The sequence below is a fragment of the Levilactobacillus muriae genome, from assembly GCF_045862015.1.
GTDB classification, from domain to species: domain Bacteria; phylum Bacillota; class Bacilli; order Lactobacillales; family Lactobacillaceae; genus Levilactobacillus; species Levilactobacillus muriae.
In genome coordinates this window covers 147,398-169,422 of the sequence record NZ_BAAFRU010000003.1, presented here as the reverse complement: position 1 = coordinate 169,422, position 22,025 = coordinate 147,398, and the positions used below count along the sequence as shown (strand labels likewise).

The 22,025-nt window shown below is 50.6% G+C and carries 21 protein-coding genes and 1 riboswitch; of the genes, 18 read left to right on the top strand and 3 right to left on the bottom strand.

Translation table 11 applies throughout. The features are described 5' to 3' along the window. The first annotated feature begins 326 nt into the window (after window positions 1-326). The 3 genes from ACKTSF_RS03000 (at window position 327) to ACKTSF_RS02990 (ending at window position 4,427) form a co-directional block, all read left to right on the top strand. Entirely contained in the window at window positions 327-1,832 is a 1,506-nt protein-coding gene (locus ACKTSF_RS03000) for a carboxypeptidase M32 (RefSeq protein ID WP_407886500.1), read from the top strand. A gap of 103 nt (window positions 1,833-1,935) precedes the next feature. Next, window positions 1,936-2,538, top strand: coding sequence for a nitroreductase family protein (locus tag ACKTSF_RS02995; RefSeq protein WP_407886498.1), 603 nt, complete (start codon window positions 1,936-1,938; stop codon window positions 2,536-2,538). A 764-nt stretch (window positions 2,539-3,302) separates the two neighbouring features. Beyond that, window positions 3,303-4,427, top strand: coding sequence for an NAD(P)/FAD-dependent oxidoreductase (locus ACKTSF_RS02990; protein WP_407886496.1), 1,125 nt, complete (start codon window positions 3,303-3,305; stop codon window positions 4,425-4,427). On the opposite strand, the gene ACKTSF_RS02985 is transcribed toward ACKTSF_RS02990, so the two are convergent. Continuing rightward, window positions 4,403-4,810: a ribonuclease HI family protein gene (locus ACKTSF_RS02985; protein WP_407886495.1), complete on the bottom strand. Its 408-nt coding sequence runs from the start codon at window positions 4,808-4,810 to the stop codon at window positions 4,403-4,405. The genes ACKTSF_RS02990 and ACKTSF_RS02985 overlap by 25 nt on opposite strands. A gap of 38 nt (window positions 4,811-4,848) precedes the next feature. Here ACKTSF_RS02985 and ACKTSF_RS02980 point away from each other — a divergent pair, with 38 nt between their 5' ends. The 5 genes from ACKTSF_RS02980 to ACKTSF_RS02960 all read left to right on the top strand — a co-directional run bounded on the left by ACKTSF_RS02980 (window position 4,849) and on the right by ACKTSF_RS02960 (window position 8,470). Beyond that, window positions 4,849-5,265 (top strand): EbsA family protein, encoded by a 417-nt coding sequence (locus ACKTSF_RS02980; RefSeq protein ID WP_407886493.1) that lies wholly within the window; start codon window positions 4,849-4,851, stop codon window positions 5,263-5,265. Continuing rightward, window positions 5,262-6,917, top strand: a complete 1,656-nt coding sequence (locus ACKTSF_RS02975; protein WP_407886491.1) for a formate--tetrahydrofolate ligase — start codon at window positions 5,262-5,264, stop codon at window positions 6,915-6,917. The genes ACKTSF_RS02980 and ACKTSF_RS02975 overlap by 4 nt, the downstream gene beginning before the upstream one ends. Before the next feature lie 144 nt (window positions 6,918-7,061). Further along, window positions 7,062-7,829, top strand: a complete 768-nt coding sequence (locus ACKTSF_RS02970) for a hypothetical protein (RefSeq protein ID WP_407886489.1) — start codon at window positions 7,062-7,064, stop codon at window positions 7,827-7,829. Between the two features lie 112 nt (window positions 7,830-7,941). Further along, window positions 7,942-8,235: a type II toxin-antitoxin system RelB/DinJ family antitoxin gene (locus tag ACKTSF_RS02965; protein ID WP_407886487.1), complete on the top strand. Its 294-nt coding sequence runs from the start codon at window positions 7,942-7,944 to the stop codon at window positions 8,233-8,235. Further along, complete coding sequence (locus ACKTSF_RS02960; RefSeq protein ID WP_407886486.1) at window positions 8,222-8,470, top strand: toxin MazF; 249 nt, start codon at window positions 8,222-8,224, stop codon at window positions 8,468-8,470. The genes ACKTSF_RS02965 and ACKTSF_RS02960 overlap by 14 nt, the downstream gene beginning before the upstream one ends. 231 nt (window positions 8,471-8,701) lie before the next feature. On the opposite strand, the gene ACKTSF_RS02955 is transcribed toward ACKTSF_RS02960, so the two are convergent. Next, window positions 8,702-8,827, bottom strand: coding sequence for a hypothetical protein (locus ACKTSF_RS02955; RefSeq protein ID WP_407886484.1), 126 nt, complete (start codon window positions 8,825-8,827; stop codon window positions 8,702-8,704). Window positions 8,828-9,223: 396 nt separating this feature from the next. On the opposite strand from ACKTSF_RS02955, the gene lspA reads away from it, so the two are divergent. From lspA to ACKTSF_RS02930, 5 genes are all read left to right on the top strand, one after another. Beyond that, window positions 9,224-9,688: a signal peptidase II gene (gene lspA, locus ACKTSF_RS02950; protein ID WP_407886482.1), complete on the top strand. Its 465-nt coding sequence runs from the start codon at window positions 9,224-9,226 to the stop codon at window positions 9,686-9,688. After that, window positions 9,688-10,611, top strand: a complete 924-nt coding sequence (locus tag ACKTSF_RS02945) for an RluA family pseudouridine synthase (protein ID WP_407886480.1) — start codon at window positions 9,688-9,690, stop codon at window positions 10,609-10,611. The genes lspA and ACKTSF_RS02945 overlap by 1 nt, the downstream gene beginning before the upstream one ends. A 132-nt stretch (window positions 10,612-10,743) precedes the next feature. Then, window positions 10,744-11,277, top strand: a complete 534-nt coding sequence (pyrR, locus tag ACKTSF_RS02940) for a bifunctional pyr operon transcriptional regulator/uracil phosphoribosyltransferase PyrR (protein WP_407886478.1) — start codon at window positions 10,744-10,746, stop codon at window positions 11,275-11,277. A gap of 24 nt (window positions 11,278-11,301) precedes the next feature. Next, window positions 11,302-12,381, top strand: a complete 1,080-nt coding sequence (locus ACKTSF_RS02935; RefSeq protein ID WP_407886477.1) for a carbamoyl phosphate synthase small subunit — start codon at window positions 11,302-11,304, stop codon at window positions 12,379-12,381. A gap of 2 nt (window positions 12,382-12,383) precedes the next feature. Then, on the top strand, window positions 12,384-14,957 hold the full coding sequence (locus tag ACKTSF_RS02930; protein ID WP_407886475.1) for a carbamoyl phosphate synthase preATP-grasp domain-containing protein: 2,574 nt from the start codon (window positions 12,384-12,386) through the stop codon (window positions 14,955-14,957). 114 nt (window positions 14,958-15,071) lie between these two features. Here the strand turns inward: ACKTSF_RS02930 and ACKTSF_RS02925 are convergent, their stop codons facing one another. Further along, window positions 15,072-16,781, bottom strand: a complete 1,710-nt coding sequence (locus ACKTSF_RS02925) for an NFACT RNA binding domain-containing protein (RefSeq protein ID WP_407886473.1) — start codon at window positions 16,779-16,781, stop codon at window positions 15,072-15,074. 322 nt (window positions 16,782-17,103) lie between these two features. Between ACKTSF_RS02925 and ACKTSF_RS02920 the strand changes: the two genes are divergently transcribed. The 5 genes from ACKTSF_RS02920 to ACKTSF_RS02900 all read left to right on the top strand — a co-directional run bounded on the left by ACKTSF_RS02920 (window position 17,104) and on the right by ACKTSF_RS02900 (window position 21,866). After that, a complete protein-coding gene (locus tag ACKTSF_RS02920; protein ID WP_407886471.1) occupies window positions 17,104-17,535 on the top strand; it encodes a MarR family winged helix-turn-helix transcriptional regulator in 432 nt (143 codons plus the stop codon). Between the two features lie 21 nt (window positions 17,536-17,556). Next, the gene (locus ACKTSF_RS02915) at window positions 17,557-18,867 is read left to right on the top strand and encodes an alkaline phosphatase family protein (RefSeq protein ID WP_407886469.1); all 1,311 of its coding nucleotides are present in this window, start codon (window positions 17,557-17,559) and stop codon (window positions 18,865-18,867) included. After that, entirely contained in the window at window positions 18,854-20,101 is a 1,248-nt protein-coding gene (locus ACKTSF_RS02910) for an MFS transporter (protein ID WP_407886467.1), read from the top strand. Before ACKTSF_RS02915 ends, ACKTSF_RS02910 begins: the two co-directional genes overlap by 14 nt. A gap of 183 nt (window positions 20,102-20,284) precedes the next feature. Beyond that, entirely contained in the window at window positions 20,285-21,151 is an 867-nt protein-coding gene (locus tag ACKTSF_RS02905; protein ID WP_407886465.1) for a DegV family protein, read from the top strand. A gap of 50 nt (window positions 21,152-21,201) precedes the next feature. Next, window positions 21,202-21,299, top strand: a riboswitch (THF riboswitch). 39 nt (window positions 21,300-21,338) lie between these two features. Then, on the top strand, window positions 21,339-21,866 hold the full coding sequence (locus ACKTSF_RS02900) for a folate family ECF transporter S component (RefSeq protein WP_407886584.1): 528 nt from the start codon (window positions 21,339-21,341) through the stop codon (window positions 21,864-21,866). Window positions 21,867-22,025 lie beyond the last annotated feature (159 nt).

The following is a 22,025-nucleotide window of genomic DNA, read 5'->3' as shown; positions in this document are numbered from 1 at the left end:
AAATGGCGACTTTGAAACGCGGGTTGGACGGTTCAAAGCGAGCTGACAGACCGCTTCCCAGGCTGGCGGCGTCCTACCCACAGAGTTCCAGCCTAAATTTGGTGAACGGTAAGCCGGCTGGTTTAGACGACGCTAAATCAACTGTAGACATGAAAAATGGCGATGCTAGCTCAAAATCGAGCCGGTAACGCCATTTTTTGTTTGGCTGTGAACTTATATGGAAGAAGCAACAAATACGTGATGAAAAATAAATGAGAAATTTCACGAGATTTTTAGAATTATCCATGCTAGACTTAATCTAACTTGATAATTGGAGGCGGATGACTATGACGACACACGAACAGGATTTTCTAGCATTGGTTAAGCAAATTAACTTATTGGATATGAACTTAACGTTGATCGATTGGGACTCGCACACGAACTTACCGCAGGATGGGGCAAGTTTTCGGGGTGAACTGACCGGCTACATCAGTGGTCAGGAACTAGCCTTGCGGACCGGGACAGCAATGGGCCAGTTTCTCGATTACTTTGCGGCCCACCCCACGATGCTCGATGAGAAGGGTAAACAGGTCTTGCGGTTGGTTCAGAAAGATTATGACCTGAATCATGACATCCCCGCCGAAGATTATGCGGCGTATCAACAGGTCGTTTCTGATGCCCAACAAGTCTGGGAGCAAGCCCGCGTGGTCCAGGACTTTAGCTTGTTGCAGCCGTATCTGGAAAAAATTGTGGCGTTTAAAAAGCAATTTATTCCCTACTGGAAGCGGGGGCAGACCACCGATTATGACGTCCTCCTTGATCAGTTTGAACCCGGAATGACCGTGGCCCAATTGGACCCCATTATGGACGCGTTGAAGGCTGGTATCCAGAAGATCCAACAGACCCTAGCAACATACGGGACGCAGCCACGGACAGACTTCATGAGCCGAGCCGTTCCGGAAGATATCCAGGAACGCTTGGTTCGAGAGACCGTTGCACGGCTAGGCTATGACTTCAAGAAGGGGAATCTGTCACGGAGCACCCACCCCTTCACAGTCGCTTTGAACCGGGGGGATGCTCGGATTACCAACCGTTATGGCATCCATGATTTTCAGATGTCACTTCTCGGCGGGATTCACGAAGCTGGTCACGGCCTGTACATGCAGAACTTCAATCCCGATTACGACTACACACCACTGGCAGATGCCCCATCGATGGGTTTGCACGAATCGCAGTCGCTGTTTAATGAAATCTTTATTGGCCGTAATGCGGCATTCTGGCAAGGCGAATACAATCGGTTCCAGCAGACGACCGGCGATATCTTCACAGATATTGACGAGTCAACCTTCTACAAGGGTTTCATGGCGACGAAACCAACCATGATCCGAACGGAAGCCGATCCACTGACGTATCCGCTTCACATCATCGTACGCTATGAGCTCGAGAAGGCGTTGTTTAATGGCGACACCACGGTGGCGGAGTTACCCGCGCTATGGCGGCAAAAATACCAGGAATACCTGGGAATCACGCCGGCCAACGACACAGAGGGGATTCTTCAAGACATTCATTGGGCGGGTGGCGATCTGGGGTACTTCCCAACGTATCTGTTGGGCCAAATCTATGCGGCCCAGTTCTACCATACAATGAGCCAAACATTGCCGGTCGATGATATTTTGGCAAGTGGTGACTATGCACGAATTACGCAGTGGCGTAAGGACAACATTCATTGGCTGGGTGCCAGTCTGACGCCACAAGCCTTGATCAAACAAGTTTCTGGGGAGACACTTAATCCCCAGTACTGGCTGGATTGGATGACGACGACCTTTGAAAAGGCCTATCAAGTACCTAAATAATCACTTTACTTCCTAAAAGTAAGTGGTAAACTTAAAGCCAGCGTTTGCTTATCAGCTCATCGCTCTAAAATGACAACAACATAAAAGTGAGGTTTTTAAAATTATGGAAACTAAGTTTATCGAATTAGCTAAGAAACGGCGTAGTATTTACGCCTTGGGCAAGAATGTCAGCTTCTCTCAGGATGAATTAGTCGATCTCATCGAAAGTAACATCAAGCAGGGGCCCTCTTCCTTTAACAATCAAACGACGCGAGCCATCATTCTGTTTGATGCTTCCCACGACAAACTTTGGGACATTGTGGCCGATTCTCTGCATAAGGTTGCGAAGGACGATGACGCCTTTGCCAAGACACAGGCCAAGATCAACGGCTTTAAAGCCGCCTATGGTACCATCCTGTACTTTACCGAAACCAAGACAGTCAGAGACTTTGAACAGAACTTCCCATTGTACGCGGACAACTTCCAAGATTGGTCCGAACAGTCTCAAGGGAATGCACAGTATGCCGTGTGGACGTCACTCGCCGAAAACGGCTTGGGTGCGAACCTCCAACACTACAATCCACTGATCGACGACGCCGTTCGTGAAGCTTTCGATGTGCCAGCAAGCTGGCGTCTGCGGGCACAGATGGACTTTGGCTCCATTGAATCCCCAGCTGATGCTAAGGACTATATGGACGATAGCGAACGATTCCGTGTCTTTAACTAAAGGTGAAATGTTGGCATAACCCTCTACACAGTAGGAATAGCGTCCTGAATGGTGGCTATATTGTCTAAATCAGCCGGCTTACCGTTCGCCAAATTTAGGCTGGAACGCTGTGGGTAGGACGCTGGCAGCCTGAAAAGCGGTCTGTCAGCTCGCTTTGAACCGCCCAACCCGCGTTTCAAAGTCGCCATTTTCCAAGTTAACCTACTTGGAAAATCCCACGGCTGAGCCTAAATTTGGCTCACTCATGCCTACGTAGACAGTGACCGACTATCGTGGATTAACGTTGCCAGTTCGGCGATTGTCACCACAATCTCAGGTTAAAGAACAAACCGAGCCGGAGGACCGTTTCTCAGGCCGCAGGCGATCCCCACAGCAGCCGGAATCTTTGGCAGCCGCAGGTGGCAATTTTCGACTGATTTTGTGGATTGAATCCCTGTTAGCTGGACCTTTCTAGGTGAATTGGGGCTTTCAACCTTGGTTCTTTAAAAAAATGATGACAGAAAATGGATTTTGCCAGGGTGGGCAAGATCCATTTTTTTAGGGAAATTTACGCGGTTAAAAGCAGCGGGACACTAAGGCTTGAGCCAAACTAATGGTCGAAAGAGCATGTCCGCCACGAGTTGTTTACCGATTCAAGGAAATCGAGAGTCTAGTTAGTGCCCGAAGGCAACCCAATAATCATAGATTAACTAAGCGTTATCTGGCGCAAGTTATGCTAAAATGAAAATTAGTTAAGTAGTGACTTGATTAGGAGGTCAATTTGCATGCAAAAGAGAATTGCCATCATCGGTGGCGGTATCGTTGGTGCCACCGCGGCTTATTATTTGAGTAAATTACCAGGTAGTGAAAAGATCAAGGTCACGTTGTTTGATGACGGCGTGGGCCAAGCGTCAAAGGCTGCCGCGGGCATCATCTCACCGTGGCTCTCAAAGCGCCGGAATCAACAGTGGTATCGCCTGGCAAAAGCGGGTGCCGACCTCTATCCCGAGCTGATCCACGATGCGCAGTTGGGTACCGATGTCTATCAGCAGACTGGGACTATCGTGACGCGTGAGGATGAAGCCGATCTGGAAACGCTGTTTGCGTTGGCCCAAGATCGACGGAAGACCGCCGCGACCATGGGGGATGTTACCACTTTAACGGCTCAAGAGGTTCAAGATCAAGTACCCCTATTGACGGCACCACAGCCGGGGGTCGTGATTACCGGGGGTGCACGGGTCGATGGGGCCGCTTTGGTTGACGGGTTGCTGGCAATTGCTAGCAAACGGAACCTAAAAGTTAGTCACGAACGCGTCAAGCTCAATGCGCAGGGACAAGTCATCACGTCACTAGGTGCCCGTCAGTTTGACCGGGTCATCTTAGCCGCTGGGGCCTGGCTCAAGGAATTGATTGCGCCATTGGGTGTGAACGCCGACATTCGGCCACAAAAAGGTCAGTTGATCGAGCTAGCCGTGAAGGACTATCCTTTGCAAGAGCACATGCCCGTTGTGATGCCCGAGGGTGAACGCGACTTTGTTCCCTTTGGTCACGGTAAGCTGATTGTGGGTGCGACCCATGAGAATGATGGCAAATTTGACCTCAGCATCAACTCAGAGGTCACGGCCGATCTGTTGGGTAGTGCCCAACGACTGGTCAAGAGTATCACGGCGGATAGTCTCATCGGCGTGCGTGTCGGAACACGGGCTTACACCAGTGACTTCGCGCCCTTCTTTGGACCGATTCCGGAACACGAGGACTTCCTAGTTGCTTCCGGGTTGGGCTCATCGGGTTTGACGACCGGTCCACAGATTGGGAAGTTCCTAGCAGGTTCTGCGTTGTACGGTGGGACACCGGACTGGAGTCAATACGAGAAGCCTCTAACGACTTATTTGGCCTCCTCCGCGGAGTGAAGGGCCTGATTAGCCAGCGTATGTGCCCCTCGGTTCTGCTTCTCAGGGACCCATTGAGTGAGTACTAATTGAAAGGGTGCCTGCGCAGCTAGGAGTGCATCAACGAGGCTTTGGTAATGTTTTGCATAATGTTTCTGTAAACTATCGCTAACAATCTGGCTATCGGTATAGAATAAAACGGTAGTCGTTGCGCAAGCGTCCCCGGCAATCTCCGCCAGTCGTTGAAATCCCAAACGGGCGATTTCAAACTCGGCAGCGTGGTTGTTGGTGGCAGTCAAGCGGCTCTTGAGCTGGGTCTGCTCGTGGTCATGAATGATCAGGATGCCCCCAGCGCTCAGGCCGCTTTGTGGTTGCGTAGCGGCATCGGTATACAAAGAAAACACAGAATCACTCCAATCTTTTTCGTGAGGTGTTGTAAATTATGATAACCCAAGAACGGCGATTTTTGTATCAACCCAACCCCGTTAGCAGCATTATTAACTGGAGTTGGACACTAATGGTCCTGATGGTCGGGGCCATCTTTTGGCTAGAAGTGACGCGCTTTAATTGGTGGACACTCGGCTTCTTCGTGGCCTTTGCCATCTTATGTTGGGCGGAGGTTCACTACCGCAACATCACCATGGCCAATGGTGTCTTGACGGTCAGCACCGTCTTGAACCATCGCCACCTGGTCATTCCGCTGGCACACGTCAGCGCGGTCCGCGTCTCACGTTATCGGATGGGGATCGTTGCCCAGGGTAAAATCTATCAGTTTTTACTGCCCCGTAACTCGGCCATCGAATTGGCCGGGCTGATTCAAGCCGCCATGCCGGGGACAGTGAAGGAGGAAATTAATTGAGCGACATTGAAATTTCACAGGAAACGCCGTTAGAACCTATCGAAAAAATTGCGGCAAAACTGGGGCTAACCCCCGATCAGATTGAACCCTATGGTCACACTAAGGCTAAGATCAACCTGCCATTAGCGGGCGAACATCAGGATGGCAAACTCGTCTTGGTGACGTCGATCAATCCCACGCCGGCCGGCGAAGGGAAATCGACCGTTGTCGTGGGTCTTGGGGATGCGATGAACCGTGCCGGACACAAGACCGTGCTGGCTTTGCGTGAACCGTCAATGGGTCCCGTCATGGGACTTAAGGGTGGTGCGACCGGTGGTGGCTATGCGCAAGTGGTGCCAATGGAAGATATCAACCTGCATTTTACGGGAGACTTTCACGCCCTGACCGAGGCCCACGACACCCTGGCGGCGTTGATCGACAATCACATTCAACAAGGCAACGCATTGCGGCTTGATCCACGGCGCATCGTGTGGAAACGGGTGCTGGACATCAATGACCGTGAACTGCGGCAAACGGTGATTGGCCTCGGTGGCCGCACGTCTGGTGTGCCGCGTCAAGATGGTTTTGACATCACGGTTGCCAGCGAGCTAATGGCGGTTCTATGCCTGAGTGAAGATCTCAGCGACTTGAAGCGTCGGGTCAATCGTATCTTGATTGGCTATAACGAAGATAAGGAACCGGTCACGGTCGGCGATCTGAAGGTTGGTGGGGCAATTACCCTGTTACTGAAGGATGCGATCAAGCCCAACCTGGTTCAGACCTTGGAACACAACCCAGCCATCATTCATGGTGGACCGTTTGCCAATATCGCCCACGGGTGTAACTCCGTCTTGGCGACACAGACTGCGCTGCAACTCGGCGATTACGCCGTGACTGAAGCCGGCTTTGGGGCCGACCTCGGTGGCGAAAAGTTTATGGACATCAAGACGCCGGTTCTCGGTAAGACGCCAGACGCCGTGGTCATTGTGGCCACCGTCCGGGCACTCAAGTACAACGGCGGTGTTAAGCGCGCTGATTTGGAAACGGAAGATGTGGCAGCCCTACAGACGGGTAGCGCCAATCTGAAACGCCATATCGCTAGCATGCAGCAGTATGGTGTGCCGGTGGTCGTGGCCATCAACCGGTTCACTAGCGATACCGATGCTGAAATTGCCGCGTTGACGGCCGATATCGAAGCGCTGAATGTACCCGTTGCAACGACGACTGTGTGGGCCGATGGGGGTGCCGGAGCCTTAGACCTAGCTGACAAGGTTGTTACGGCAACCCAACAACCGAGCCACTTTACTCGCTTGACGCCAGAACATGCCGGCTTGGTCACACAGATGACGGCCATTACGCAGAAAATTTACGGTGGGGCTAAGGTCGAGCTGTCGACCAAGGCGACTCGACAGCTGAAGACCTTTGCCAAGTATGGCTGGGACAAGTTGCCCGTCTGTATGGCAAAGACGCAGTATTCACTGACCGATGATGCCCATCAACTCGGTGCGCCTACGGACTTTACGATTCACGTCCGAGAGTTTGAACCACGTTTGGGTGCCGGCTTCGTAGTTGCCTTGACGGGGAACGTCTTGACGATGCCAGGTCTGCCTAAGCATCCAGCGGCGTTGGATATGGATATTGACGCTGATGGGAAGATTACGGGTTTGTTCTAGGCTATCTAAATTTGATGATTAAACCTATTTTGTTAACGGTCAACCTGTTGAGGGTGGCCGTTTTTTGTTACCGTCTCTTTGTAATGCGAATTTTGACAGTCGATGCATCAGTGCTAAACTGGCCAATAGTGGGAGGAATTTATGATGAAAAAATTGAGTCAAATCATGATGGTTATCGGCGTCGGAATTGGCCTTTCAAGCGTTGTCACTCTAACAGCTTCTGCAAGTAGCCAGTATTCGGCTTCACGTGCCAGTTCAGTACGGCTAGTTTGGCGCACGACCATGAAACGGCATGCTTACATGGCAACGACCGGTTCACGGTTCTCTAAGCATCTCAGCATCCGCTACAGCAACAATAAGACGACGGCGAAAGTTACGTGGTACACGGACGCGCATGAAATGCTGTATAAGAAGTACGCGGGACACAATGCCATTTACTATCATGTGAAGAGCGCGGATGGCTCCTTACAAGGGTGGATCTGGCGTGGCTACCTGAAGGCTAATGGCAAAACGCCGAAGACACAGGTAACGGACGATGCGACTGTCGACAGTGAAGCTATGATTCGGGCCATGTTTCCCAAATCTACATACAATTCCAAATTGACAGATGCGGCAAACGCCTTTGAAACGATTGATGATTCCGCTGATGTTAATGATCTACGCAGCCAAGAAGGGATGAGTCGGGAGGTTTCTGATTACGTACCCTTCAAGAAGATGAAATACATTGATTTTAATAGTAAGAATCCGGCTAGCATGAAATCAATTGATCAAGCTCTGACTGCGCAGGGGTACGATGCGACAACCAGGAAGAGCTTCAAAGGCTGGTCCGCTGGCGGTAGTGTAATGGGGTTAGATGATGCTTGGGAAGGCATTGACCCGGGGGAAGGCATTATTTACCTCATCCAACAATAATTAGTCTTGTCCGGGAGGCAGTCATCAACGAATTTCGTGGTAGTATCAGGCTAAATGAGTAAGATTGTCTCCTAATGGATGTATGATAAGGTGTTAAGAGAGGGTGAATAACATGCAGGCTAAAGCACATGAAAAGAAACGGATTCAAGCTAATATTGACAAAGAATTGGCAGAACAAGCTGAACAAATTTTTAGCGATATTGGCTTGACGACGACTTCGGCGTTAACAGCCTTCTATAAACAGGTTATTGCTAATGATGGGGTGCCTTTTGAACTAACTCGGATAACGCCAAAGGAAAAGCTCGACCGGGTCGTGCAACAAGAGATTGTGGCTGGAAAGTTTAAAAAAGTTAGCTCGCGAGAAGAGCTTAGTCGCCTGCTAGTTGGTGACGATGAAGAAGCATGATGTCATTAGCATCTATGTTGCTTACGCGTCTGTTCGCGGGAGTGACGATAAAAGGCGACCAGTTTTGCTTGTTAACATTGCTGAGCATTCTGTATTCGCCTATCGAATAACTTCAAAATATAACCAGAAATCTGAATGGATGCAATCTTTCTATTACCCCATTGAAAAGTGGCGTGAAATTGGTCTTAATCAGCCGTCTTATGTTGACACAAAAACTGCCCTTGAAATTTTATGAAAAAGGATTTAGGCATTGTTAAATGGATTGGAAGTCTGGATGACTTTGATGTCGATGGGCTTGCCCATTTTTTGAAACGTAGAAGATGACACAACCAAGACGACGAGTAATCGTCGCCTTTTTTATATCGCCTATTTAAGGGGTGAAGGCTAAATTGTCGGCGTAACCCGCTACATAGCAGGGAGGTAACAATAGCACTTGATATTGGCAACACGGTCTAAAACACCCGGCTTACCGTTCACCAAATTTAGGCTGGAACGCTGTGGGTAGGACGCCGCCAGCCTGAGAAGCGGTCTGCCAGATCGCTTTGAACCGCCTAACCCGCGTTTCAAAGTCGCCATTTTCCAAGCAGAACACTTGGAAAATCCCACGGCTGAGCCTAAATTTGGCTCACTCACGCCTGCGTAGACAGTGACCAACCATTTTAGGCTCTTTTGAACTTTCAGCATTTAGCCACCTACTTATTACTAATGTAATTTTCGCGATTTTAGTCGCATGATTTCTCAAAATACCGGTAACTTTCGTTTTAACCCATAATTGATTGTGGGGATGATCAACTGGTCAAAAGGCCTGCTAGTACCTAGCCAAGCACGTCTCTGTCCACCGTCACGTACCAGTAGCCATCCTGTTGCCCCTCAATCCCTAACCCCCATGAAATGGTTCTCTAATTTTTATTTCGTGCAAACCGTCAGAAGCCGGGTTTTTCTGGTATAATTTTCAACAACGACTTATAGGAAAGGTGCTCCAGAAGTTATGCTGATTGCTGATACCATCTTAATTATTCTGCTGGTCGGGATCGACCAGTGGATCAAATACGCCGTGGTGGCCAACATCCCCCTCGGCGGCGAACAAAGCTTCATCCCTGGGCTGGTATCGTTGACCCACTTGCGCAACGATGGGGCCGCCTGGAGTATCTTACAGGGGCAAATGTGGTTCTTTACCGTTATCGCCATCGTGGCGTTGGGTATCATGGGCTACTTCTTCTGGCAGTACCGCAGCCGCGGTGAACACTGGCCGGAAGAACTGGGCCTCGCTCTGATGATGGCCGGAACTATTGGAAACTTCATCGACCGGCTTACACAGGGCTATGTGGTTGACATGTTCCAACTCGACTTTATTAATTTTCCAATCTTTAACTTTGCCGACAGTTGCTTAACGGTCGGTGTGATATTTATTGCGATCGGGGTCTTTCTCGCCGATCGTCGGGAGGCACATTAATGCAAACACATGAATTTACAGTAACGGAGACGGCACGGTTGGATAAGCTCGTTGCCGAGACCGTGACCACGATTTCTCGCTCACAGGCCAAAGGGGCCATCGAAGCAGGACAGATCACGGTAGATGGTCAACCGGCCAAACCAAAGGATAAGCCAGCTGTAGGCGCGACGATTCACATTGAATTGCCCGATCCACAGCCGCTCGATTTGGCACCGGAAAATATTCCGTTGGATATCGTATACGAGGACGATGACGTCATCGTCGTGAATAAGCCTCAGGGGATGGTCGTTCATCCCGCTCCGGGGCATCCCAATCACACGCTGGTCAACGCGCTCCTGTATCACAGCCCATTATCTAGCATCAATGGGACGTTACGGCCGGGCATTGTCCATCGCATCGATAAGGATACGTCAGGCCTTCTGATGGTGGCTAAGAATGATCATGCTCATCAGAGCCTCTCAGCGCAACTTCAAGCCAAGACCAACCTACGGGAGTATGTCGCTATCGTGCACGGTAACTTCAAAGAAGAAGAAGGCGTGATTCGTGCGCCACTCGGTCGGGCACCTAAGGATCGTAAGAAGCAGGCCGTCGTAGCTGATGGTCGTCCAGCCGTAACTCACTTCCGCGTGCTAGAGCGTTATGGCACTTATACGCTGGTAGCGTGTCGCTTGGAAACCGGGCGCACCCATCAGATTCGGGTACACATGGCCTACATTAACCATCCCGTCGCTGGTGACCCACTGTATGGCCCAAAGAAGACGTTAAAGGGTGAAGGCCAGTTTTTACACGCCCGTGAATTAGGATTCGTTCAGCCGACAACGGGGGAGCAGTTAGACTTCACCGCACCCGTTCCGGCACACTTCATGGCAGTCGTCAATAAGCTGCGGCATGAGGCCGGTTTACCAGTTGACAAAGTAATCTGAGTTTTTTAAGCTAAACGTACGAGATAAGCGGGTTTGCCGGTAGCTAGGCGGGCGGGTTTCTTCACCATTTTACCGAAGAGATCTGCCCGTTTCCTGCACATGAACGCGTGAAACTTTAAGGAGGAATTTAAGATGGCAAAGGTAGTTGTGGACGCAATGGCAATGCAACGGGCCCTGACCCGGATCACATATGAAATTATTGAAAGAAACAAGGGTGTCGATGACCTGGTTATTCTAGGCATCAAGACGCGCGGCGTGTATTTAGCACGACGAATTGCCAGTCGCTTGCAACAACTGGAGAATGTGACGGTACCGGTCGGCGACCTCGATATTACGTCGTATCGTGATGACATTGAACACGATGCCGCGGCTGATCCCACAGTATCCGCGGCCAACATCAACTTTTCAGTTGCCGGTAAAAAGGTCATTTTGGTGGATGACGTCCTGTACACGGGGCGCACCATTCGTGCTGCAATGAGTGCCGTCATGGATCTTGGTCGGCCCAAATCCATTAATCTGGCCGTCTTGGTCGATCGTGGTCACCGTGAGCTCCCAATTCGTGCCGACTTTGTGGGCAAAAATATTCCCAGCTCCCAGCGTGAACGGATCAAGGTCTCCGTTAGCGAGATTGACGACCGCGACGCCGTGGAAATCCAACAGGCATAGACTTGACGAAGGGGCCGATTTAGCATGGCAAAACGCTATTTGATTTTAGAAGACGGCTCGGCCTACGCCGGTGAAGGATTTGGTGCTGGCGCAACAACGAGTGGTGAGGTCATTTCCAACTTAAATCTCTTAGGCTATCAGGAAACGATCACCGATCAAATTTATCACAATCAAATTATCATTTTTGCGCAGCCTTCCATTGGCAACGTGGGCATCAACCACGATAGTTATGAATCGATTCTGCCCACAGCTAAGGGGATGGTGGTCCGTGATGTGACAAACATTTCGACCAACCGACTGTCCCGACTGTCGCTCGATGAATTTTTACAACAACACAATATCCCGGGAATCAGTGGCATCGATACCCGTCACCTGATTCGTAAGCTCCGGAAGATGGACGGACCGGTCAAGGGAAGTATCGTGGACGTCGCGGATGCCCACGCCTTTGATCAGCTCAACGCTACGGTGCTGACGAATCGACAGGTCGATCAGGTCGCCACGCCCAAGCCGTATCCCAACCCGGATACCGGTAAGAACGTGGTGGTCATTGATTTTGGCCTGAAACACGGGATTTTACGGCAACTGTCTGAGCGCCGGTGTAACGTCACAGTTCTGCCGTGGACGGCGAGTGCCCAGGATGTCTTGAACTTGGATCCGGATGGTGTACTCTTGTCGACGGGGCCTGGATCACCCTTAGACCTCGGTGAAGGGGTCTTAGAGATGATTAGAGCCGTTCAAGCTGAGATTCCGTTATTCGCTATTGGCCTGGGCCACGAGCTCTTTGCACTGGCTAATGGGGCCAAATTAGAGGCACTGCCCGTGGAGTATCACGGCAGTAGCCATCCTATTCGTCGAATTATTACGAACGATATTATTTACGCCACGCAGGGCCAGGGATACGCCGTCACCGCCAAGACGATTGACCGTGACCGACTGATCACCACCTACGTGGACCTGATCAACGGCACCGTTCAGGGGCTGCGCCACCGTGACTACCCAGCATTTTCCGTGCAATTCTTCGCGGATGGTGCGCCGGGTCCTCACGAGAGTCGTGACCTGTTCGATGAATTCATGGAAGCCATGACAGCACGGCGGGAGGGATAAGCTTGCAGAACTTGGATGACTTACAAAAGGTTTTGATCATTGGGAGTGGTCCGACGGAAATTGGTCATGAGACCGAGCTTGACAGCGCCACCGTCCAGATCATTACTGGTTTTAAGAAACACGGTGTGCGGACACTGGTGATTGATAACAATCCGTTCTCCGTGGCACTGGAGGAGATCCAGCCAACGAACATGTACGTTCAGGCGGTGACGACCGCTAACGTGCGGCACATCATCGAGCGCGACCAGCCAGATGCCATCTTACCGACGCTGGGTGGCCTGCTGGGGATTAGAATTGCTCAGGAACTCGTTGAAAATGGCGACATTGGGCGGTTTGGCGTCACCATTCTGGGGATGCCCGCCGCGACGTTGCGGCAGATCAATAATCCAGCGGCTTTAAATGACACACTCAAGGAGATTCACGAGCCGGTCATCGAAGCACAGGTCGTGTCTACGGAAGATGAGGCGTTAGGGCTGGTTGAGTCGATCGGATTTCCACTGATTGTGAAACCGGTGGCCCCTCGCTTGGATACCAACCGAACGATCTGTGAGAACGTCGACGACATGCTGGATGCCTTGAATCAAGGGTTCGCGCAGTCACGGTTCGACCAGTGTACGCTAGAACGCAGTGTTGTGGGTTACAAGGAAATCGAAATGGTGGCGGTCCGTGACGTGGCCGATACCAAGGTTCTGATCTCAGGACTGGAGAATATCGACACGGTCGGGATTCACTCCGGAGATTCCATCGTGGTAACGCCACCACAAACGCTGAATGACCGGGAGTACCAAGACCTGCGGGATGCTACCTTCCGAATAGCGACCGAGTTGGGAATTGTGGGGGTCATCCACATTCACTTCGCGTTGAATCCGGAAAATCAGCATTTTTACGTGACCAAGATTGCGCCGTACTTTACGCGTGGTGTCGCCTTGGCTGCGCGGACGACCGGTTATCCGCTGGCTTTGGTGACGGGTGCTCTGCTGATTGGCCAACGGTTAGTTGACATCAAGTTGCCCAGTCGGTTTATCAAGCAGACAGCGATCATGGAACCCACGATTGATCACGTCAGCGTGCGGATTCCAATCTGGCCCTTTCAGGAGATTCCCGATGCTGATCAACACCTGGATACCGTCATGAAGGCGGTCGGGTCAACGATCGGCGTGGGGCGCTCGGTTGAAGAGGCCATGTTAAAGTCCGTTCGGAGTTCACAGTTCTCGCCACGAGACGTGTTACCCAGTGTCAGTAATCTGACCGATGGGGAGATGATCAGTCAGCTGATCCACCCATTGGCTAACCGGATTCTGGTGCTTATCGAAGCACTTCGGCGGGGATACGCTCCAGATGAACTGAGCGAATTGACCAAGATCGACAACTTCTATTTCGTCAAACTGCAACATTTATTGAAGATTGAAAAGCGGATCAAGGAAAATCCCCTGGACGTGGACACCCTCAAAATGGGGCGTTACTACGGTTTTGGGGATGGGATGATTGCGCGAATCTGGCAGACGGATACGGCAACCATTCGGCACCTGTCCGCCGAGGCGGAGATCCAACCGACCTACAAAATGATCGAACCCACTGCTGGTGAGTTCGATGAGCAGGCCAGTGGTTACTACAGCACCTTTGAATATGAAAACGAAAGTGAGCCGTTAGGCGATCGGACGGCTCTGGTCCTGGGACGCGGTGGGAATCAGTTAGGGCCCAACTCCGCTGCTGAGTATTTCACGACTGAGATGCTCAAGCAGCTGAAACGGGCAGGGTACCACACGATTCTGATGAATACCAACCCGAATGCCATTGGGATCGCTCCCGAATTCACGGACAAGCAGTATGTCGATCCCATTCAACTGGGTGATGTTCTCAATGTCATCAAGGTAGAACATCCGGATATTGTGATCGTTCCAGGGAATCGGCATTATCTGACCCGCGAGTTGGGCAAGTTAGACTTGAATCTACATGTTCTGCCACCGGATCAGGAGAGTAGTAAGGCACAGCCAAAGACGGCGACCATTAGTGTCAGTCTCTTTGTCCATGAGCAGCATAAGATTGCGGTGGGCATCATGGATATGATCGCCCCGGGGATGAATCAGGATATTGCACAGGTTACGGCCTTTCGGATGCCTGCCGAAAGGGCCAAGGCTGATCGACTGAAATTGGTTGAGCAGGCCAAGGAGGCCGTTAGCGAGCACCAACTGACGGGGATGGTCCAGATCCTCTTTGCCCCGAAGAACAAGAGTAGTCAACAACTGGCGGTCGTCGGGATTCGACCGACGCGTTTGACAGAGATGGCCTTTCTGAGCAAAGTCACCGGCATCAATTGGGTGCGAATGCTTACACGGCAGCACATTGGGACATTGGATGAAAAGGAACTCTCAGCGATCAAGATCGACCTCAACAGTAAACGGGTCGCCTTGATGAACGCCGTCTTTCCATTCCAGCAACTTCACGTTCTGAACCGGCCGGGAACAACCGATCAGGAAATGGGTGCCACGATTGCCTTTGGATCGAGTGAGGCGCTGACATTGCGTAATTTGAGTGATACCGAGCAACTCGACAAGATTATTAATCGGACAATTTAATGATTAGTGTTAATCGTGAGAAAAAGACAAAATTGTAACTAGCAAAAAGCACACCGTCAACGATCGTTGGTGGTGTGCTTTTTGCTTAGGAACTATTTGTATATAGCAATTAGCCTAGTTATCTGCTAGCTTTTCAACCAAATCACTTTCAGGCGTGACGTAGACGGTCCGTTGACCGGTAAAGATCACGTAGCCGGGCTTGGCACCGTTTGGTTTGTGCAGCCGCTTGACGGGGAGGTAGTCCACGGGAACGTTGCTCGAGGCACGACCCTTGGAGAAGTAAGCGGCCAAGTTAGCCGCCTCCATGATAGTTGCCTCACTAGGGGTGTCATCGTGAATAATCACGTGAGATCCCGGCATGTCCTTCACGTGAAGCCAGATATCAGTGCGCTTAGCCGTGTGCAGGCTGAGCTGATCGTTTTGCAGGTTGTTCTTTCCAACGGAGATCTTGGTCCCGTCGCTGGCAGTGAACCGATCTGGCTTGCTGACCTTTTGCCGTTTTTGCTTCTTGTTTTTCTTCAAGTGATCATGGTCGCGGAGGTAGCCACCCTGTTGGAGTTCCAAACGGATATCGACTAAGTCCTTTGGTGCAGCTAATTCGATCTGGGCCATGATATTCGTGAAGTAGTCCACGTCAGCCTGAGTAATCTCAAGTTGTTCGTTGACGTAAATTACGGCATTCTTAGCTTTTTGGTACCGCTTGAAGTATTTTTGAGCGTTTTGATTTGGCGAGAGCTGATTACTGAGCTTGATCTTCAGCGGTTTATTCTCGTCATAAAAGTTTGGCAACGACACCTCGGTTTGACCGCGCTCAACTTGATGGAGGTAGGTCGTGAGGATTTCGCCCTTGATCCGATAGTCATCGGCATTTTCCGTCTCGGCTAACGTTCGCTGCAGCTTTTTAAGCTTGTTGCGGTTCTTCTTGAGTTCGTTACGCACAACCCGGATTAAGACACTGCCTTGTTGCTGAACACGATCCCGTTCGGCCTTGTCCTGATAGTAGGTATCCAGAAGTTCGGACAGGCTCTCAGCGGATTGCTGTGTGCCGGTCGTGGGGTAAGGGAAGGCAGTAAAACTAGTCTTACCCTTTGATGAGATGGTTAGCGTTGGTTGTGGATCGTCGAAACGAGCAAAGAAGTCGCGGAAGTGTTGTGCGGCATCGCCGGGTTCATGTAGGGCCGTTGACAGCGCCGCTACCGTATCCTTACCCAGCCCTTGGTACTGATGTTGCAGCGTTTGGGCGAGTACGTCTTCGTTAGGGAAGTCGCGTAAGGTTTGGGCAAGATCGGCACGCGGGCCGTTGAAGGGATCATCAAGGTCCTGCTTCGGCGGATTAATGTATTGCGCACCGGGAAGCAGCAGCCGGTAACGGTTCTGATCGGACCCGACGTGTTTAATGGCATCCAAGATTTTATCGGTAGCGCTGTCGACGAGGATCACGTTACTGTGTCGGGCCATGATTTCGATGATCAGGAGTAATTCTTGCTGGTCACCCAGTTCGTTGCGGGAAGTAAAGTGTAAGTGGACGACCCGGTCATTAGCGGCCTGGGTGATTCCTTTGACAATGGCTCCCTGCAAATATTTCCGGAGAATCATGGTGAAATTCGTGGGAACGGGTGGGTTGACGTAAGGAATCTGCGTCACTTGGATCCGCGCGTAGGTTGGGTTAGCCGAGAGAAGAATCGGATAATTATGGCCGTTGGTGCGAATCGTCAAGACGACTTCGTTATCGTAAGGTTGGTTAATCTTACTAACACGGCCGGTCGTCAGGTTTTGGCTGAGTTCCTGAACCATTGCGTGGGTAAAGGATCCGTCAAATGACATGGAAACAACACCTTTCTAATGAAAAAATTATTTTTTAAAGAGATTTAAGGTAGTGATAAAGCTGCCTGTGTAGGAGCTCACGGGTGAATGAGGGCAAAACAAGCAGGGCGATAAATTAGCCGTGAGTTGTGCCGAAAGTAACTGGCGTTCAGACACAGACTAGTTCCTAAAATTGACACAACTTTAAGTATAACTGGCCGGTGGGTTAAGTGCAAAGAAGATCCCTTATAATCCAGACAATTTTAAGATAAAATTGTCATCAAATTGACTTGTGGTTAGCAAGCAAATCGTTGTACAATACAAGCAAAGGAGTGAGGGCAAAATGAAATCCAGTCTAGGCGCGTTAATGGCCATCAACAAAGTGCAACAAACCTTGTTGCAACGGATGACCAAGCAGCATCACCTGACCGTTTCCGAGTGGCAGTTACTCGACCACATCGGTGGCGGTGAAAATACCCAAGAAATTCTTGCCCAACAAACCAAGTTGGATACCTCAACTTTGAGTCGTCAACTGAAGGGCTTGGTTGCCAAAGACATGGTCACCAAAAAGGCCATTGGGCGAGACAAACGACAGTTGGTATATACAATAACAGATAACGGTACGGAAACGGCCGCGACAATCAATACGGCATTTGAGACCTTATCCGATGACGTTTTTGAACATTGGTCCACCGATGAACGCAATTTATTACAAATATTATTGAACCGGCTCGATAAAAGTATGGACCGGCAACGCACCGTTAAGGAACCTTGAGGCGCTTAAGCATAGGAGTGAGTGATTATTCAGCAAAAATTAGTTGTAATTTCTTTAGATGCCATGGGGAGCCGGGACTTGGACGAACACTTAGAGGAGTTGCCCAATTTGCGGCGCCTGGTCGTCACGGGAACCCGGGTCAGAAAGGTGCGGGGAATTTATCCCACCTTGACCTATCCCTCACATACCACGATCATTACCGGACAGTATCCGGCGGTTCACGGGATCGTGAACAATACGAAGATGCAGCCGCAGCGTCAGTCACCGGATTGGTACTGGTATCAGCGTGACGTGAAGGTGCCGACACTGTATGATCTCGTGCGGCAGAAGCATGAGAAGACGGCGGCCTTTCTGTGGCCAGTTACGGCGGGCAGCAAAATTACTTATAACCTCGCGGAGATTTTCCCCAATCGGATCTGGACGAATCAAGTCCTGGTTTCATTAAAAGCCAGCAGTCCGGCCTTTCTATTGCGGATGAATCAACGCTATGGCCATTTGCGACGGGGCATTCAACAACCTGAGCTGGATGACTTTATCACGGCCTGCGCGGTTGACACACTGACGCACAAGAAGCCCACACTGACACTGATTCATTTAGTCGATATGGATAGCATGCGTCACCGCTATGGCGTGCGGTCGGTTGAAGCCATGGCTGCTCTGAAACGGCTGGATGCGCGGGTCGGCAAGTTGATTGACGCAACGATTGCGGCCGGAACTTTTGCGGCCACGAACTTTGCTATTCTGGGTGACCACTACCAGATCAACGTGGACCACATGATTCACCTGAATCAAGTCTTTGCTAAACGTGGTTGGTTAACGCCCACGGCAAACGGGACGGTCAAGAATGACTGGCACGTGTGGGCGAAGTCCTGTGATGGGAGTACTTATGTGTATACGCGAAATTTTGCGGACAGTAAGCACCTACAGCAGTTGCTCGAGGAGACGCCGGGTGTCGCCAAGGTCATCGACGGTCAAGCGGCCGCCGTACGCGGAGCGGATCCACGATGTCGGTTTATGGTAGAGGCGGAAGCTGGGTATTACTTTACGGACGAGACGGATCGTCCCGCTGCGGTGGAAGCCGTTGATCCAGAGAGCCTTGGACAACCGGACCGCTATCACGGGGTCCACGGTTACGATCCAGATAAGCCGGATTACTTTACCACGTTGGTTCTGAACGGGCCGGCGATTAAGCCAAATCAAATCATCGACGAGGCCCGGTTGATTGATGAGGCACCAACCTTTGCTAAACTCCTGAACGTGCAGTTCCCCGAAAAATTGCCGGGTCAAGCTTTGAACGCGGCATTTAAGGAGGGGCATGATGAAGTTCACTAAAGAGCAGTGGAGCTGGGTCTTCTACGACTGGGCCAACTCCGGCTACGGTATCATTGTGACCACGGCGGTTCTCCCGATTTATTTCAAAGGGGTTGCCGAAAGCAGTGGGGTCGCGGCGGCAAATGCCACGGCCTACTGGGGTTATGCCAACAGTTTTGGCACATTACTCGTGGCTATCTTGGCGCCCTTCCTGGGAGCGTTAGCCGATTATCGAGGGTTCAAGAAACGCCTGATGACGGGGTTCGCTAGTTTGGGAATGGTGATGACACTGGGATTAGCCTTACTGCCATCTTCACAGTGGCAATGGTTGCTGTTTATCTATATTCTGTCAATCTTGGGCTATTCGGGAGGGAATCTCTTCTACGATAGTTTTCTGACCGATGTCAGTGATGATCGGCAGATGGATCGGTTGTCTAGTGTAGGCTATGGCTTTGGCTATCTGGGGGGCGTGATTGCCTTTCTAATGTTTATGGTCCTCGAGTTTACCAATGGCTTTGGCCATTTGTCGAGTCTGGCCGTCGCACGCTGGGGTTTTGCCTTAGCGGCCGTGTGGTGGATTGCCTTCTTCATCCCGTTCCAGCGTAACGTGCACCAGCGCCATGCGTTAAACGTCACGTCAGCGCCGTTGAAGCAGAGTTGGCACCGCGTCTGGCAGACGATCCTTCATTTGCAGCAACACAAATACTTAGCTTGGTTCCTGATTGCCTACTTCTGCTATATTGATGGGGTCGATACCATCTTTACCATGGCGACCTCTATCGGCCTGGATATTGGCATCAACAGTACGACACTGATTATGGTGCTCCTAGTCGTCCAGCTAGTTGCGTTCCCGTTTTCTATCTTTTATGGGTGGTTAGCCGGTAAGACCAGCACCCGGACAGGCATCTTAATTGCCATTATTGTCTATTTAGTGATCTGTGTGGATGCGCTGAATCTGAAATCGACCTTGGATTTCTGGATTTTGGCTGTGTTGGTCGGGACGAGCCAGGGCGGGATTCAGGCGCTGTCACGTTCCTATTTCGGTCGGTTAGTTCCTAAGGATCGGTCAAGCGAATTCTTTGGCTTCTATAATATTTTAGGGAAATTTTCAGCAGTGTTGGGGCCTATTTTGGTCGGGGTCGTTACTCAGATAACGGGGCAATCCCGCATTGGGGCGGCATCGCTGTCAATCTTGTTTGTCATCGGGCTGATTATTTTCCTCACAATTCCACGGACGGCGACGGGTAAATCCTAGTCGTCTCGTCGAAATTATGGTATTCTAGTTTTTGAAACTTAATTTTGACCCCAGTGGTAATATAATTTTTTTGATATTCCACTGGCCGTACCGGTTGATTCTGCTCACTGAGTAGTGATTAACGGTGCGGCTTAATTGTGGGGTAAATGAGTCCTAAACGAAAGATAAAGTAGGTGTACAAACATGAAGGTTGCTGTGGTCACCGATAGTACCAGCTATTTGTCCGCAGAAGAGGTCGAGCGGTATCACATTCACGTCGTCCCTATTCCGGTGATCATTGATGGTCGCTCCTATGATGAAGATGTTGATATTACCACGAGCGAATTTTACGAGCGATTACGAAATTCCAAGTCGTTTCCCAGTACGTCCCAACCGCCATTGGGCGAAATGATCAACTTATATGATCAGTTGGCCGACGAGGGTTACGATGCGGTTATTAGCATTCACCTGGCCAGCACGATTTCTGGGTTCGTTAACCAGTTAAAGGCGTTGGCACCAACGATTGAAAACATCAAGGTCATTCCATACGATTCACAAATTACTGTTAAATTAATGGGTTACTTAGCAATTGAAGCCTCACGGATGGCCGCAAAGGGTGCCGAACCGGATGAGATTATTGCCCGGCTCGATGACTTGCGGTCAACGATCGGCGAATACTTCGTGGTTGATGATCTGCAAAACCTGGTGCGTGGTGGGCGGTTGTCCAACGCGTCTGGGTTCATCGGGAGCGTCCTACGTATCAAGCCACTATTGACGTTTGACGATGAGACACACGAGATTGTGGCCTTTGAAAAGGTCCGGTCACGCAAGAAGGCGTTGGCTCGCGTGGAAAGTCTGTTTGTTGAGGCGCAGTCCAAGGTCGATTATCCGTTACGCGCGTTAGTCTTAGATGCTAACGATCCCGAGGGCGGCCAAGCCTGGGCCAATAAGATTGCCACGCAGTATCCAGAGATTCCAGTGGAGCGCTCCTATTTTGGACCGGTCATTGGGACCCATCTGGGTGAAAAGGCGTTGGCCTTGGCTTGGCTAAAAGATTTCGATCGCGCTTAAAGCGTGCATCTTCTAGGTGGTTATGGTAAGCTAGTCGCTGTAATTAAATTTACGGAGTAGGAAATAAAGCGTCAAGTGCTGGTGGAACGCAATGTGAACACCGGACGAAGGGCAATTGGCCCGCGATTTTATTTCCGCATTGGCCGCAGCGATGTGGCAACTCCCTTAGGAGATGTCTGAATTGAAGATGACTGTAGAGACTCGGCTACCCAAGCTGAGCACGTTGAGTTTGGTCACAATGGGCCTATTGATGGCGTTGCAATTGGTGATCAAGAGTTTTTCGGTGGGACCAGCATTCTTGAAGTTTAGCTTCACGTTCCTGATCGCAGCCCTGGTTGCCTGGTTGTTTGGCCCCTGGTGGGGGATGATGACGGCAGCTGTGGTCGATGTGATCGGCACGTTAATGTCGGGTGGCCCGTTCTTCATCGGGTTTACGATTTCGGCGGTGTTGGGCTCGTTGATCTATGCGCTGTTTCTGTATGGTAAGCCAGTTAGCTGGCCGCGGTTGATCATCGCTCAGGTGATTATCTCAGTGGTGGTTAACGCACTGCTGAACACGTTGTGGGTGGCTATCATGTATAAGACGCCATTCTGGGGACTATTCCCGGTACGACTCTTAAAACAGGTGATTATGACGCCGATTCAAGTCGTGTTGCTGTACGCGCTATTCAAGAGCCATATGGTTAACCTCATTCAAAAACGCTTAAACCTTTAAATTAAATGCGCACCATTTCGGTTGAGAGACTGAGGTGGTGTTTTTAATTGGTTTCGGCCGAGCAAGCAAGATTAAATAAATTACTTTAACTTAACTCCATCTACAAAACACCCCAAACAACTCTACTTGCTAAACCCATGCTATAGCCTAACTAGTCCC